This window comes from Streptomyces atratus, from assembly GCF_900119365.1.
GTDB classification, from domain to species: Bacteria; Actinomycetota; Actinomycetes; order Streptomycetales; family Streptomycetaceae; genus Streptomyces; species Streptomyces atratus_B.
The window spans coordinates 120,149-136,274 of record NZ_FPJO01000010.1 but is presented as its reverse complement, the minus strand read 5'-3'; the positions used below and the strand labels follow the sequence as shown (position 1 = coordinate 136,274).

General features: G+C 68.9%; 10 protein-coding genes. 7 read left to right on the top strand and 3 right to left on the bottom strand.

The features are described 5' to 3' along the window. Positions 1-27: 27 nt before the first annotated feature. From BT364_RS18980 to BT364_RS18970, 3 genes are all read right to left on the bottom strand, one after another. The gene (locus BT364_RS18980) at positions 28-2,271 is read right to left on the bottom strand and encodes a serine/threonine-protein kinase (RefSeq protein ID WP_072486363.1); all 2,244 of its coding nucleotides are present in this window, start codon (positions 2,269-2,271) and stop codon (positions 28-30) included. A 145-nt stretch (positions 2,272-2,416) separates the two neighbouring features. Further along, positions 2,417-4,567 carry a DUF6351 family protein gene (locus tag BT364_RS18975; RefSeq protein WP_256260062.1) on the bottom strand — a complete coding sequence of 717 codons (2,151 nt, stop codon included), beginning with the start codon at positions 4,565-4,567 and terminating at the stop codon, positions 2,417-2,419. Positions 4,568-4,807: 240 nt separating this feature from the next. Continuing rightward, on the bottom strand, positions 4,808-5,950 hold the full coding sequence (locus BT364_RS18970; protein WP_072486361.1) for a mandelate racemase/muconate lactonizing enzyme family protein: 1,143 nt from the start codon (positions 5,948-5,950) through the stop codon (positions 4,808-4,810). A gap of 235 nt (positions 5,951-6,185) precedes the next feature. Between BT364_RS18970 and BT364_RS18965 the strand changes: the two genes are divergently transcribed. The 7 genes from BT364_RS18965 to BT364_RS18935 all read left to right on the top strand — a co-directional run bounded on the left by BT364_RS18965 (position 6,186) and on the right by BT364_RS18935 (position 15,997). Beyond that, the gene (locus tag BT364_RS18965) at positions 6,186-7,187 is read left to right on the top strand and encodes a LacI family DNA-binding transcriptional regulator (protein ID WP_072486360.1); all 1,002 of its coding nucleotides are present in this window, start codon (positions 6,186-6,188) and stop codon (positions 7,185-7,187) included. Positions 7,188-7,301: 114 nt separating this feature from the next. Beyond that, entirely contained in the window at positions 7,302-8,642 is a 1,341-nt protein-coding gene (locus tag BT364_RS18960; protein ID WP_177328167.1) for an ABC transporter substrate-binding protein, read from the top strand. A 7-nt stretch (positions 8,643-8,649) separates the two neighbouring features. After that, positions 8,650-9,600: a carbohydrate ABC transporter permease gene (locus BT364_RS18955; protein WP_177328166.1), complete on the top strand. Its 951-nt coding sequence runs from the start codon at positions 8,650-8,652 to the stop codon at positions 9,598-9,600. Further along, positions 9,597-10,475, top strand: a complete 879-nt coding sequence (locus BT364_RS18950; protein WP_072486358.1) for a carbohydrate ABC transporter permease — start codon at positions 9,597-9,599, stop codon at positions 10,473-10,475. The genes BT364_RS18955 and BT364_RS18950 overlap by 4 nt, the downstream gene beginning before the upstream one ends. Positions 10,476-10,578: 103 nt before the next feature. Further along, entirely contained in the window at positions 10,579-12,870 is a 2,292-nt protein-coding gene (locus BT364_RS18945; RefSeq protein WP_072486357.1) for a hypothetical protein, read from the top strand. Between the two features lie 12 nt (positions 12,871-12,882). After that, a complete protein-coding gene (locus BT364_RS18940) occupies positions 12,883-15,105 on the top strand; it encodes an FAD-dependent oxidoreductase (RefSeq protein ID WP_072486484.1) in 2,223 nt (740 codons plus the stop codon). Positions 15,106-15,130: 25 nt separating this feature from the next. Further along, positions 15,131-15,997, top strand: a complete 867-nt coding sequence (locus tag BT364_RS18935) for an NAD-dependent epimerase/dehydratase family protein (RefSeq protein ID WP_256260060.1) — start codon at positions 15,131-15,133, stop codon at positions 15,995-15,997. Positions 15,998-16,126: the final 129 nt, after the last annotated feature.

The following is a 16,126-nucleotide window of genomic DNA, read 5'->3' as shown; positions in this document are numbered from 1 at the left end:
GGTGGCCGGCGGCCGGTTCCGCCGGGGTCAGCCCGACTTCGGCGGCTTCTGCGCGTCGAAGGCGAAGAGAGTGTTCTTGGCCGCGGCCACGATCACTGCACGCCCCGCGACGGTCACGCGCGGGCTTGCGCCCTGCTCGCCCGTCAAACCATCGGCCTGCGGATCTGTTGTCCACAGGGGTTTGCCGTCGTACGGCGACAGCGCGACCACCCGGCCGGTGGCCGAGCTGAAATACAGCGCGTCGGCTCCCGCCACGGGGCCCGACGCGCCCTCCACGCTCGTCTGCCGGGACCACGTCTTCCGGCCGGTCGCGGGGTCGAGCGCCGTGACGAGACCGGTCTGCGTGCTCACGTAGAGGGTGCCGTCCGCCATACCGGGCGTCCCCGAGTATGTCTTGGCCAGCCGGGAGTACGTGACCTTCCGCGAGGCCGGGTAGACCCGCGCCACCCCGTCGTAGCCGGCCAGCGCCGTTCCCTCCGTGTGTCCCTGAAGGAGTACGAGCCTGCCGTTGGCGACGCCCATCGGCACGGCGGGGCCGTCAACCGCGATGGGCCTGCCCAGTGTCCCCGAGGCGCGGTCGACCGTGTACAGGGTGGGGTGGCGCACCTCTGAGGCGTCCACCTCCGCATCCGTCGCGCACATCGCGAAGAGCTGCGGGCCCACCGGGACGGGAGCGCACTGTGTGCCCGCGGGGAACGGCGTCTTCCAGGCAACCGTACCGCTGTGCGCGTCCCGGGCCTCGAAGCGGGAGTTGGAAGCGTCGACCGTCACAACGGCGGAGCCGACCACAAGGGCATCCTGAGTCCGACCCGTGACGGCCTTCGACTGGGCGCCGGACGGCACGGACCACAGCTCCCGGCCATTGTTCGCATCGATGGCCACCACCTCACTGGGAGGGTCCTGCGGGGCGTCCTGGGCGGCGAAGCGGTAACCGAGCACCGTTTCGTCGGTGGCGCCCACCAGGTGCATGCCCTGCACGGGGACGCCCGGACTCTTCGCCGTCCACACCCGCGAGCCGTCCGAGGCCCTGATACGGGTGGCGACAACACTGCCGCCCCCGCAGAACAGCGCGTCGCCGCGCGCGACGCAACGCAGCTCGTCGGGGATGTCTTCGCGACCGCCCTGCACAATCTTGCGCCACGGCCCGAAGCCGACCGGAAGTGCGGCACCCGGCGCCGCAACGCTGTTGCCCCTGTCGCCGCCGCTGTTCCCCCCGAAGCCGCCCGCCTTCAGCGCGGCGACTCCCCCGCCGATCGCTGCCACCGCGACCGCGGCCGCGAGCACGGGACGCCATCGGCGACGCAGACGGCGGCCGATGGGGGTGCCGGTGCTCCCTGTACCGGGACCGGCCGGGGCGGTGGTCGGGGCAGCCGGCGCCGGGGCGGCCGGCGTCGCGAAGTGATGCTGGGTGATCATGTCGCGGGTGCGGCCCGCGCCAACCCCGTTCGCGTCGGTCCCGCCGAGGTCGGCCGGCAGGTCCCGCAGCAGCACGAGGAGTTCGTCCGCCGAGGGGCGCCCCTTGGGCTCCTTGTCCAGGCACGACTCGACGACCGTGCGCAATGCCACCGGCACGGCTCCCAGCGACGGCTCCTCGTGCACCACCTGATATGCCGTCAGGTATGGGCTGTCCGCGTCGAAGGGCCCGTGGCCCGTCGACGCGTACACCAGCAGCGTCCCCAGCGAGAAGACATCGGACCGCGGCCCCACACCACGCGGCGCCTGCAACTGCTCCGGCGACATGAAGGGCGGCGTACCGATGACCCGCCCCGTCATCGTCAGCGTCTGCTGGTCCACGGCGCGCGAAATGCCGAAGTCGATGACGCGCGGGCCCTCGGGCGAGAGCACGACGTTCGAGGGCTTCAGGTCACGGTGGACGACCCCCACCCGGTGGATGTCGCGCAGCGCCTCCGCCAGCCCGATGGCGAGCCTCCTCAGCTCCGCTCCGTTCAGCGGGCCTTTCGCCGCGATGTGCTGGGCGAGCGTGTGCCCCTCGATATAGGTCGTCGCCATCCACGGCTGCTCGGCCTCAGGGGCAGCGTCGACCACGGCGGCGGTGAACGCGCCGCTCACCCGCCTCGCCGCCGCCACCTCCTGCCGGAAACGGATGCGGAACTCGTCGTCCCCCGCGAACTGCTGGTGGATCAGTTTGATCGCGACAGGTCGCCCCGAGCTCGTACGGGCCAGAAAGACCGTACCCATGCCACCCGAGCCGAGCCGCGCCTCAAGCGCATAACCGCCGATCTCGGCTGGATCACCTCCGCGCAGCGACACTCTTCCCGACCTCCCGTCCCCCGTGCACCTCTGCCACCACGGGCCTGCGTACCTGTCCTGCACACAAACTAGCCGCAGGGCAGTACACCAGAGCAAAGCGGGGGACGAGCAGGGAGCCCAGGGCTGCTCCCGTGCCGCGCTCCTGTCACTTCCGGTCGAAGGAGAGCCATGTACCGGCGAGGTCCTGCTGACCCGCCCCGGGCCTGGACCAGTCGCAGACACCGGTCCGGAAGATCGCCTGCAGATCCTCGAACTGACCGTCGGTCACCGGCACTCGGTAGTCGGAGCGGACAACGGGACGCTTGCGGCACTTGACGATGTCGTTGGCCACATCGGCTCCGGCGACCATCCGCGGCGATGTCCACACCGGGTAGAGGGTGTTGCACTCGGTGTTGCCGATGCCCTCGACCTGGGGCTCCGCGATCTTCTTCGCACCGATGCCACGGGTCCAGCAGGCGTCCGTGAGACCCTGCGGCCGGTGGCGGACGATCTTCTCGATGGGGGCGTCGTTGCCGGAGTCTCCCTTGATGCCGGTGAGCCACTGGTCCATGTCGGACAGCATCCCGGCGAGAGTGAATCCGTGCCCGTTGGAACGGGTGAGCATGACCTGGTTGGCATGGGTGCCGTTGGCCTTGTCCAAGCGCGCCCGGGTGGAGAAGGAGTGGAACCGCATGTGCATATCACCGGCCGACGCGTCGTCCGTGTAGTCACGGTAGTCGATGATCGGAACGTCGGCGAGGCCGGCACCGCCGTTCAGCATGCGGCCCGTGCGGTAGGCCGTCCGTACCGCCTTGAGGTCGGCGACGGTGCGCTCCGCGGCGGGCTTGGCGTCGTCGTCGAGGCCACCGATGCGCCGGTTCAGGTCGATGAACTGGTCCATGCCGATGGTCCCCTTGTTCAGGGCCTCAAGTCCGTACTGGATCCCCGTGTTGTCGAGCGGCCTGCGCGCCTTTCCGGTCTCCGGTACCTCGCCGTAGACGTTCACGGTGTGGCTGTAGACGTCACAGCGGGCACCGTCCGGGTTGGTGTCGGGGTCGTAGCGCTGTCCCTCGGGCAGCTGGGACGGGCAGAACACCGTAGGGTCGATACGGCCGCCTGCGCGGGCCAGGCTGCCGATGCTCTCCCACTTGCCGAAACCGGAGACCGCCCTCTGCTGCTCCTTGGTGAACGCGTCCGGCGCGACATCCTTGAAGTAGTGGTTCAGGAGCTGGGCGTCGCTGAGCGTCTGAATCGTCCCGAAGCCGACGTCGGGGAAGCTGCAGCCGGAGAGGATGCCGTCCAGCAGACCCGGGTAGTTGTCGGCGATCTGGTGGGTCTGGTACGAGCCGCCGGAGCAGCCGTTTCCGATGGTGAAGGCCGGGTCGCCGTACGTCTCCACGAAGCGTTCCTTGACCATGCTCATGGTCTCGGCGGCCAGCAGGTCGTTGCAGTTGTTTCCGAAGACGTTCAGCGTGGACGATGCGACGCCGTATCCCTTGCTCAGATACGTGTCGTTCATGATCCCGACGGTGTTGCGGCCCTGGACGTACCAGCCGCCGTTGCAGCCCCCACCGAAGCCGTACACGAGGCGCCCGTTCCAGCCCGGCCCACGCTGCAGCGGGTCGGGGGTGCCGGACATCGGGTCGTGCAGGACAGCCGTCTCGTAGATGCCGCGGTTGATGGTGCCGGTCTCGACGCGGACGATGTACGGCACCTTCGTGCCCGCGCTCGTCGTGGCGGTCGCCAGGTCGGCGGGACGGACGTTCTCGTCGGGCAACGGAACGAACTTGCCGGCCGTGGTGCGATACATGTAATCGACCCGGGTCTTGACCGAGCAGTCCTTGTCGATCGGCTGCCCGAGAGTGCCGCCGGTGACCGTCTTGAACTCGGCGGTGTCACAGACGAACGGCTGCTCGTGCGGCCCGGAGAACACCGGCCCCGTGATGGGGTGGTTCTTCAGGGTCAGCTGTCCGGTGTCCGCGCCCTGAGCCCTGGCCGTGAGCCTGTTGTCGCCCTTGGCCAGCTCCTTCACCACGCCCATCAGCGCGTTGTCGCCGGAGGGCCGGAAGCTCGAGGTCACGTCCCGGCCGTCCACCTCGACCCGGACCTTGTCGGCCGCTATGGAGGCGGGCACCTCGACACGTATCAGGGCGTCGTCTCCCGACACCACGCCGGGCCGCGACGACACGGCTGTCACCTGCAGCTTCTCGCGTTCCTGGCTACCGGCCGGCGTCGCCGACGCGCCGACCAGCACGCCCATGAACGCTATGCCGACAAGGCCCAGTCGGACCGGCCTCGCGGCTCCTCTGAACGACACGACGGAACTCGCCTCACTTCCTGGAATCGGAAATTCGTGCTCAGGGTGCGGACGCGGGCCGTGGGCCCGCCGGGACGGTGATGCGAATGTCCCGTTGTCCTGGTGTGCGGCTTCCCGGCCAGTGGCCCGGAAGAGGCCCGCTCCCTGTCCGGCGTCCTGTTCGGTACCGGATGGGACACAGGGGTTGTACGCCGTCGATTCCGCGGGGGCGGGCCCGCGCGGCCGACCGGCCCTGCCCGGCTACCAGTTGGTGAACGCCCCGTCCACCGTGCGCAGGTGTGGGCGCTCGGCGGCCGCGGCCTGGTACCGGCGCGCCGCCTCCCGGTCGATGTCGACGCCGATGCCGGGCAGTTCGCTCAGCTCCACCCGCCCCGGCAGGATCGTCGGCCGCGCGGTGAAGAGTGCGGCGATGGCAGGCTCGGGGTCGGTCTGGTGCTCCTGGATCGCCACATTGGGGCAGGCCAGGTTGAGTTGGAGCGAGGAGGCGGCGGTGACCGGGCCGAGCGGGTTGTGGGTGGCGAGCTTGATGTGGTGGGTCTCCGCCATCGCCGCGATCTTCTTCGCCTCGGTCAGGCCCGCGGCAACCCCGACGTCCACGCGCGCGTAATCGATGAGGTCGTCCTCGATGAGTGTCCTGAACTCCCATTTGGAGCCGTACTGCTCACCTGCGGCCAGCGGTACGCCGGTGCGGGCCCGCAGCATGCGGTAGCTGTCCGGGTTCTCACAGCGCAGTGGGTCCTCGACGAAGAACGGGCGGGCCGCCTCGATCTCCCGGCACAGGGTCAGCGCCTCCGGGGGATCCAGGCGCGTGTGGACGTCGAGGATCAGCTCCACCTCGTCGCCGACCGCGTCCCGCACCTGGTGGAAGAGGTCGACCGAGCCGCGCAGGCAGCGGCGCGCGTCGAGCGTGCCGTCGGCGTCGTGCGGCGAGGCGAACCGCAGATGACGCCAGCCCTGCGCGACGAGGTCGCGGCAGCGGTCCAGGAACCACGCGCGGTCGTCGTAGCCGTCGCCGACATGCACATAGGCGGATACGTGATCACGCACCCGGCCGCCGAGGAGCTCATGCACCGGTACGCCGAGCGCCTTGCCGCGGATGTCCCAGAGGGCCACGTCCACCGCGGCGATGGCGGCGCCGAGTATGCGGTCGGCGGGGAAGAACCCGCGCCGGAACATCACCTGCCAGAGGTGCTCGATCCGTCGCGGGTCCTCGCCGACGATCAGCTCCGCGAGGTGCTCGAGACCGCCCGCGACCGCCCGTTGGCGCGACCTGATGCCGACCTCGCCCAGGCCGTGGATGCCCTCGTCGGTGTCGACCACGACCAGCATCATGCTGTCGCCGTGGTCGGGGAGAGTCAGCACTTCCAGGCCGGTGATCTTCATTCCACTCCTCTATGAAAACGTTCCCGCGATTTCAGTGCCGTTCTTGCGAGCACATCATCAGCGGCAGTCGAGCGGAAGCGCAAGACCCGTGCATCCAGAAGGTTTTCCTCGATGAAATAGTCCTGACACACGTCTTGACACGCCCTGGGAACGTTCGCAAACATCAACCGCATTCGCAGGATCCAGCTGCGAGACGACCGGGGGTCCCCGGCTCAAGACGACGAGGAGGCCGTCCGTGGCAGTCACGATCCGGGAGGTGGCGAGCGCCGCGGGTGTCTCGGTGTCGACGGTGTCCCGTGCGTTCACCGCACCCGACCAGGTGCAGCCGACGACACGGCAGCGCATCCTCGACGCCGCGGCCAAGCTCGGCTACTCCCCCAACCCGGCGGCCCGTTCACTGCGCGGCGGCGGCACCGGAACGCTCGGCCTGATCGTCCCGGACATCGCCAACCCGTTCTTCCCGCCGATCATCAAGGCGATGCAGGCCCGCGCCCGGCACCTGGGCTACACGGTCCTGGTCGCCGACAGCGACGAGCGCGAGGCGGACGAGCTGGCCGCCATCGCGGCCGTATCGAAGCGGGTCGACGGCCTGATCCTGTGGGCCTCCACCCTCACCGAGGACCGGCTCCATGAACTCGCGGGCCGGATGCCGCTGGTGGTGGTGAACCGTCACGTGCCGGGCATCCCCGAGGTCCGGATCTCACTGTCCGCCGGCATCGCTCAGGCCGCCGAGCAGTTGAAGGCGTACGGTCATCGGCGCTGCGTCTTCATCAACGCGTCCCGCGCCGAGCTGAGCCGCGGGAAATCCATCCAGGAGTCCTTCGAAGCGCTCGACCTCTCCCTGTCCGAGCTCGGCCCGTACGAGCCGCGGTTCGAGACGGGCGTGCACGCCGCCACCCTCGTCGCCGCCCACGATGCGACGGCCGTGATCGCCCACAACGACCTGGTCGCCCTCGGCGTGCTGCACCAGATGGCCAACCTCGGCATGAGCGTGCCGCGCGACGTCAGCGTCATCGGCATCGACGACACGCTGCTCGCCTCCGTCTCCACCCCCAGCCTCACCACGATCAGGATCGACCCCGAAGAGATCGCCACGCGGGCCGGGGACCTCCTGATCGAGACGATCGCGAGCACAACAGGACGTACTGGACAAGGACTTGAAGTCACTTCCCCCTTCGTGGAGATCGGCTCCCGCCTGATCCCCCGCGCCTCGACGGGCCCCGCACCCGCCCACTGATCCACGGCGCACACCACCACAACGAGCAAAGCACCACACCGCACCGAGCCCACTCCTGCCCTTCTTGGAGCCGTTATGCCCAGAAACTCCCGCTGTGCGGCCATACTTGGCTGCATGGCGCTGACCGCGACCCTCGCGGGCTGTTCCTCCCTCACCCCGAGCAGCGCCGGCGGGGACGGCGATCTCGTGCTGCGGGTGCAGGGCATGCCGCCGGCCACCGACAAGCCGGGGGTCGCCCTGTTCAAGAAGCAGGTGGCCGACTTCGAGAAGGCCAACCCGGGCATCAAGGTCAAGGGTTCGACCACGGTCTTCGACCCGCTGACGTTCTCCGCGAAGCTGTCCGGCGGCAATGTCGAGGACGTCATCAAGGTGCCGCTGACCGAGCCTCAGCGGCTCATCCAGCAGAAGCAGGTTCAGCCGATCACCGGGCAGCTCAAGGAGTGGGAGCACTTCAAGGAGTTCAACCCTCAGGTCCTCCAGCCGCTGACCGACAGCGCCGGCGACGTGTACGGCGTACCGCAGAATCCGTACGCCCAGGGCCTGGTCTACAACCGCGAGCTCTTCGAGAAGGCCGGCCTGGACCCCGACAGACCGCCGACCACCTGGGAGGAGGTCCGTACCGCCGCCAAGAGGATCAGCGACAGTACCGGCAAGGCGGGATTCGTCCACGAGTCCAAGGACAACCAGGGCGGCTGGCAGCTGACGATGCTGTCGTACGCCTTCGGTGGCGAGCTGGAGAAGGAGCAGGGTGGCAAGTACACCGCCACGCTCACCGGGGAGCCGACGAAGAAGGGGTTGCGGCTGCTCAAGGACATGCGCTGGAAGGACGATTCGCTCGGCAAGACCCTGCTCAACAATCAGAACGACGTGATCAAGCAGTTCGCGGCCGGGCAGGTCGGCATGTTCATGGGCAGCCCGGGGACGTACCGACTGGCGAAGATGCAGTTCGGCATGGAGAACACCGACGCCTTCGGAGTGGCCCCGATGCCGCAGTCCGGCGGCGACGCGACACTCACCGGCGGCGACATCTACATGGTCCCGAAGTCCGCCGACAAGAAGCATGCGGCGGCCGCCGTCGAGTGGCTGACCTTCGCCTACGCCAAGCCGCAGTACAGCACCGACATGGCCGCCGAGCAGGCCAAGGCGCTCTCTGCCGACCCGAAGTCCGCGGTGGGCGTGCCGACGCTGCCGGTCTTCGACAAGAAGCGGCAGACCGAGATCGACGCCGCGATCAAGCCGTACGTCAATGTGAAACTGCGGAACTTCAAGCCGTACATCGACGGCCTCTCCACGCTGAAACTGAAGCCGGAGCCGCCGTTCCAGGCGCAGAAGCTGTACACCGCGCTCGACCCGGTGGTCCAGGCTGTGCTCACCAAGCGCGACGCCGACATCGACTCCCTGCTGGCCTCGGCCGAGAAGGACGTCAATGCCAAGCTCGCCGCGGACCAGAAGTAGCCGGCCCATGGCCCTGCTCACTCCGTCCCGGCGCCCGGCCGCTGTGTCCAAGGAGCCCGTGCCGCCGACTCTGCCGCAGCGGCGGCGTGGCACCGGCGCCCGCAAACAGCTCACGGCCTGGCTGTTCCTCGTTCCCGCGCTGCTGGTCTTCGGGCTCTTCGCCTGGTGGCCGATCGTGCGCAGCCTGCTGATCAGCTTCCAGAAGACCAACCTGGTCGAGCCCGCGGTCTGGGTCGGCCTGGACAACTTCCGTACGCTGTTCGACGATCCGCTGCTCGGCACCGCCGTCGGGAACACCCTGTTCTTCGTGGGCCTCGGCCTGCTGATCGGCTTCCCGGCGCCGCTGGTCCTGGCCGCGATCATGTCGACGGTACGGCGCGGCGCGGGCGTCTACCGCTTCCTGGTGTATCTTCCGGTGGTCATCCCGCCGGTGGTGGCGATCCTGCTCTGGAAGTGGTTCTACGATCCCGGGAGCGGGCTCTTCAACAACGTTCTCGGCAAGGTCGGGCTCGGTCCGTACTCGTGGCTGGAGTCCTCCGACAGCGCCATGCTCTCGCTGGTCCTGGAGGCCACCTGGGCGGGCATGGGCGGTGCCGTCCTCATCTACCTCGCGGCGATGGTCGGCATCCCCGGCGAACTCTATGAGGCCGCCGAGGTGGACGGCGCCGGGATCTGGCGGCGGATCTGGCATGTGATGCTGCCCCAACTCAGGTCTGTCATAGGTCTGTTGCTGCTCGTCCAGCTGATCAACACGGTCCAGGTCTTCACCGAGCCGTACGTCTTCACCGGCGGCGGACCCGAGAACTCCACCCTCACGGTCCTGCTGCTGATCTTCCGGTACGCCTTCCAGGACGGCGAGTACGGCCAGGCCGCCGCGCTCTCCTTCCTGATGGTGCTCACCCTCGCCCTGCTCTCCGCGGTGTATCTGCGGGCCACCCGCAGCTGGAGCACGTCATGACCACGCTCACCACCTTCGTCTCCACCAGCGATCGCCAGCGGCCCGGTGTGCGCGCCGCAGTGCGCTCCATCCAGGTGTTCACCCTGATCCTGCTGCTGCTCATCGGCATCGGACCGCTGTACTGGATGGTCAAGGGCGCGGTCTCACCGCCCACCGAGCTCACCACTCAGCCCCTGGCTCTCTGGCCGGACCGGCCGGCCCTGGGCAACTTCTCGACGGCGTACACCGATCTGAGTGTCGGCCGCTATCTGATGAACACCTTCCTGGTGGTCGGCGGATCGTGGTTCGTGCAGCTCTTCGTCTCGGCCACGGCGGGCTTCGCCCTCTCGGTACTCAGGCCGAAGTTCGGCAAGGTCGTCTACGGGGCGATCCTCGCCACGATGTTCGTGCCGTACACGGTGAACATGGTCAGCCTCTTCATGACCGTGATCGATGTGCCGTTCCTCCACCTCAACCTGGGCGACACCTACTGGGCGATCTGGCTGCCGGCCGGCACGAACGCCTTCACGGTGCTGCTCGCCAAGCAGTTCTTCGACGCCCTGCCGAAGGAGCTGTTCGACGCGGCGCGGGTCGACGGGGCGAGTACCTGGCAACTGCTCACCAAGATCGTGCTGCCCATGAGCAGGCCAGTGCTCGCCGTGATCAGTCTGCTCGCGGTGATGCACTCCTGGAAGGACTTCATCTGGCCGCTGGTGGCCATCACCGATCCCGAGAAGCAGCCGATCAGCGTCGCGCTCTCCCAGCTCGCCACGCAGGCTCCGCAGGACCAGCTGATCGCCACGATGGTGCTCGCCGTCGCCCCGCCGGTGCTCGTCTTCGTCGTCTGCCAGAAGTACATCGTCGCCGGGCTCGGCTTCACCGGAGTCAAGGGCTGAGTTCCACCGGAGCCAGCGGCCGAACCCTCAATCTCTCACCACACCTTCCGCTCCGGAACATTCGGAGCATCCGGAACACCCCGACCAAGAGAAGGGCACCTCCATGTCAGTCGCCCGCCGCAGATTCATCCAGGGCACGGCTGTCGCCACCGGCGCCGCGCTGCTGCCGACCGTTCCCGCGTACGCCGCGGATCCGGTCACCATCGAGGCCGACGGCATCACCCTGGTCGGCCGCAGCGACGGCAGCGTCCTCGTGCAGGACGGTGCGGGCGCCGACCGCATCCTGCTCAGCCACTTCATGATCAAGGACACCGCGCTCGGCCAGCAGCGCACCTTCGGCGGTACGCCCGCCCGGATCACGCTCCCCGACGGGCGGCCCGCGATTCAGGTCACGTACACGATGGCGAGCGGCACGTCCGGAGTCACGGTGCGCGGCACCTTCGACGTCACCCCTCGCAAGGCACACATGAAGTGGGAGGTCGGCGGCTCCAGCACGCTCACCCCGGCCGGCTTCATGTTCTCCCGCACGGTGTACGAAGCGAGCGCGGCGGAGTCGTACGAAGCGCTGACCGTCTGGGAGCGGGACGCCCGAGGCGGCATTCCGTACGAGGTGAACGCGGGCGGCGCGTACGTGGAGACGTGGGCGGGGTCGAAGGGCTTCTTCTGCCTCTCGTCGACCAACCCCGCGAGCACGAACGCCACATGGATCCATTCCCCCGGTACCTCGACCGGCGCGAGCACCGCGGTCACCGAGGCCGATCTGGTCCTCGGCGATCTGCGGCCGCGCGGGGCGGGAGCGATCGCTGCCAAGAGGCCCCTCGGCGTGGAGGTGTGGACCGACCAGCCGTTCAACCTCTACAAGGCGGCCGGGCAGACGATGACGCTCAAGGCGCAGGTCGTCAACGGCTCCGCCGCGGCCAGGAAGGTGACCCTGACGTGGTGGGCGCGGGACTTCGGCGGCAAGAAGATCGCCGGTGGAACGCTCTGCAAGAGCCTCGCGGCGGGCGCCGCCTGGAACGCCTCCTTTCCCCTGACCTCGCCCTCGCAGAACATCGTGTTCACCGAGGTGGAGGCGGTCAGCGGCAGTGACAGGGCGCTGGCCCGCACGAATCTGAGCGTGCTCCCGGAGTTCGCGTACAAGGCGGGCAAGGAGTCGATGTTCGGCCTCGCCAACTACCCCTGGTTGCTCAAGCCCGGCAAGGACGACGTACTCGGGCTGGTCAAGACGCTGGGCATCAAGTGGATCCGCATCGCCTACGCGGGTGCCCCGGGCATCGACATCGCGACTCTGGACGCGAACGGCATCGGGCACAACGTGGAGCTGAGCGGCATCCCCGTGGGCGGAAGTCCGGAGCAGATCGCGGCCTGGGCCGACACGAATGTCGCCAAGGCCCTGGACGCCGAGGCCGCGTACTTCGAGGTGAGCAACGAGGTCAACCAGCCCTGGATGTCGGGCCGCGGCGCCGACGCCTACGTCCGGGACGGCCTGCGCCAGGTCACCACGCGCCTCGACGCGGCGGGCTCGCGGATGAAGGTCATGAACGCCGGCCTCGGCGGCATGGACTACGTATGGACCAAGAACTTCCATGACGCGGGCGGCTGGGACCTCATCGACGCCTTCGCCTTCCACCCCGGTCGCGGCAACTTCACGCCCGACTTCGCGCCGCCGCCCGAGGAGTGGACGCAGGGTTCGTCCGGCTCGTACTGGAACTTCCTCGGCGCACTGCGCAAGGCGAACCAGGTCCTGGACGAGTACGGCGGCGACAAGGAGCTGTGGCTCACCGAGGCGTACGCACCGACCCGGCCCAACGCGTGGTGGAGCGACACCTACCGGCACGCCGCCGAGAACACGCTGCTCACGCTCGCTCTCGCCAAGTCCGAGAAGGTGCGCGCCGTCAACTGGTACCAGCTGCACGACTCGACGATCCACCACCCGCAGGAGGCCGACCCGGCCAACCCCGAGTACCACTACGGCCTGATGAACCGCGACACCAGCGCCAAGCCCTCGCTCCTCGCCTTCGCGACCGCCGCCCGGGTGCTGGACGAGGCCGAGTTCGTCCGGCATCTCGCCTTCGCGGACCAGGACATCAAGGGGCTCCTCTTCACCACTCCCGGCGGACCGGTGTCGATCATCTGGAGCCGCAAGGACGGGTACATCCTCAACACCGAGCACGGAGAAGATCCCTGGTACGCGTCGCCGGAGCCCTGGGTCGACACCTGGACCACCAGGACCGCGGTCGTCGCCCACTCGGGGACGGTCAAGGGCACGGTGCGGGAGCTGAACTGCATCGGCCAGGAGCGCACCCTGAAAGCCTCCGGCGGCAAGGTCACCCTCACCCTCGACGGTGCCCCGCGCATCTACTACGGTCTCGCCGCCAATCCCGACTGGAAGTAAGTGACGTACGACATGAGGAATGAAACCGCACGGCACGACATCACCGTCGTCGGCGGCGGCCTGGCCGGGGTCTGCGCGGCGATCGCCGCGGCCCGGCTCGGCCGGAGCGTCGCGCTGATCAACAACAGGCCGGTGCTCGGCGGCAACGCGAGCAGCGAGGTCAGGGTCTGGGTGTGCGGCGCGACCGGCCACGGCAAGAATCACCATGCCCGTGAGGGCGGCATCATGGGCGAGTTGCTCGTGGAGAACCAGTTCCGCAACCCGGACGGGAACCCCTACTACTGGGATGCCGTGGTCCTGGACGCTGTACGCGCCGAGCCCGGCATCACGCTCTACCTCAACACCGACGTGCGCGAGGTCGACGCCGAAGGTCCGGACGAGGCCCGGCGGATCACCTCGGTCACCGGCTGGATGATGGGCTCGGAGCGGCGGATACGTTTCGAGAGCTCGCTCTTCCTCGACTGCACGGGAGACGGCCTGATCGGCCACCTGGCGGGCGCCCATCACCGCATCGGCCGGGAATCGCGCACCGAGTACGACGAGGCATGGGCTCCGGAGACGGCCGACGACATCACCCTGGGCTCCACTCTCCTCTTCTATACGAAGGATGCCGGTCACCCGGTCAAGTTCGTGCCGCCGAACTTCGCCAAGGACATCACCCGGACCTCCATCCCGCAGCGCCGCATCATCAAGGCGGGCGACAACGGCTGCGCCTACTGGTGGATCGAGTTCGGCGGCGAACTCGACACCGTCCACGACAACGAACGCATCCGCGACGAGCTGTGGTCGGTGATCCACGGCATCTGGGACCACATCAAGAACTCCGGCGAGTTCGACGCGGCGAACATGACCCTGGAGTGGGTGGGCTCGGTCCCCGGCAAACGGGAGTACCGGCGCTTCCTCGGCGACTACGTCCTGCACCAGGGCGACATCCTCGGCCAGACCGAGTTCGCCGACCGGGTCGCTTTCGGCGGCTGGTCGATCGACCTGCATCCGCCGCAGGGCATGTACGCCACCGAGGCAGGTGCCAGACAGCTCTACGCGGACGGCATTTACCACATTCCGTACCGCAGCATCTACTCGGTGAACACCGAGAACCTGCTCTTCGCCGGGCGCAACATCTCCGCCAGCCATGTCGCCTTCGGCTCGACCCGCGTCATGGCGACCTGCGCCACGATCGGCCAGGCGGCCGGCACGGCGGCGGCGCTCTGCGCCACCGGGGATGTCACCCCGCGCGAACTCCCCGTACCCGAGCTGCACCGGGCGCTGCTGTGCCAGGATGCCTCGCTCATCGGCCTCGCCTCGACGGACCCGGAGGACCTGGCCCTGCGGGCGACGGCCACGGCATCGTCCACCTTGAGCAGCCTGGCAGTCGAGGACTCCGACGAGCCATGGCCGCTCGCGGCGGACGCCGGACTCGTCCTCCCCGCGGACCCGGGCCTCTCCGGGGTGGAATTGCTCGTCGACGCCGACCGCGACACCGAGATCGTGATCGATCTGTACGACCCCGAACTCGGCCAGAACTACGTCCCGCGCCGCCTCGTCACCTCCATCACCCTGCCCGTCGCCGCCGGTGCCCGGCAATGGCTCAGAACGGGCCTGGACTGGTCTCCCGAAACCCCGCGCAACGCCTTCCTGGTCGTGCGCGCCAACGACGCCCTCGCCCTGCACCGCTCCGACCGCCCGACCCCCGGCGTCCTGTCCTTCACGCGCGTCCCGCTGCGCCCGTCGGACGAATCGCCGCAGCTGCTGCGCGAGTGGACGGACACGGGCCTGCTGCGCCGCACATTCTGCTTCCGCACGGGAGAGACCGCGGCCTACTCCCCCGCCAAGGCCACCGACGGCTATGCCCGCCCGTACGCGGGACCGCACATGTGGGTCTCCGCACCACTGGCGGACGCCCCTTCCCCCTGGCTCGAGTTGGCCTGGCCCGAACCCGTCGCTCTGGGCCGGATCGAGGTCATCGCCGACGACGACGTCAACGAGGACCTGATCAACCTCCACCACCACCGCACGCCCTTCGACACCCTCCCCACCCTCCTTCGCGACTACCGCGTCGAGGCACTGGATACTGACGGCACCTGGCGCGTCATCGCCCGTACGGCGCAGAATCGGCGGCGACGCGAGACGCACACGCCGGCGGAGCCGGTCACCACATCGGCGATCCGGGTCGTCGTCGAAGCCACCAACGGGGCGGCGTCGGCGCACGTCGTCGCCGTGCGCGCCTACGAGTAGAAGCACGACGCAGGAGAGTGACTGGATGGTCGGAAGAGCGATGGTCACCGGGGCCGCCGGGCGGATCGGGCGAGCGGTCCTCGCGCTGCTCGCCGAGCGCGGGATCGAGGCGAACGCCTTGGTCCTCGATGATCCCGGTGACCTCGCGGCGCGCCTGGTCGTGACCGGTGACGCCGCCGATGCGAAGACCGTGCGGGCGGCTCTGGAGGGCGCCGACGCGGTCATCCACCTGGCGGCGATCCCGACTCCCGCGCGCAACACCGCATTCGAGGTCTTCGCGGGCAACAGCCTCTCGACCTTCACCGTCCTGGAGGAGGCCGGCCGGGCCGGGATCCGGCATGCGGCGGTGGCGAGCTCCTGGGGAGTCACGGGCCTGCCCTGGACAGACGCCGAGGATCCGCATCCACCGTATGCACCGGTCGATGAGTCGATGGCCTCCCAGGTGGCCGACCCCTACGGCCTGTCCAAACAGGTCGACGAGCTGACAGCGCAGATGATGGCGCGGCGGCACGGGATGAGCGTGGTGTGCCTGCGCTATCCGTACGTGGGCGGATTCGAGGAACGGCTGCACGCGCACGCCGCCCGGCTCACGGCCGACCCGGCCGCGGGGGCAAGGGACCTGTGGACGTACCTCGAGGTCCATGACGCGGCGAGGGCCGCGCTGCTGGCCTTGGACGTACCCGGCCGTGCGGCGCACGCGGTACACCTCTGCGCCCCCGAGATCATCGTGCCGTACCCGACGGAGGAACTTCTGCGCCGCTACCACCCCACCACCGTGCTGCGGCGCCCGCTGCCGGGTCGCGCGGCGCCGGTCGACACCTCGGCCGCGCGCAGGCTGCTCGGATTCACGGCACGCAATCTCCTCGGTCGCGGGGCGGTTTCCTCGGGTTGAGATCATGACGGCGCCCGAGCCGCCGCAGAACGGGAGAGAACAGGAAGCTCCCCGAGGCCGAGTGAGGTACCGAGTGGCATACGCGACGTCCTCGAACGGATGGAGGAAGAGCACGTCGAGGTAGGCCCT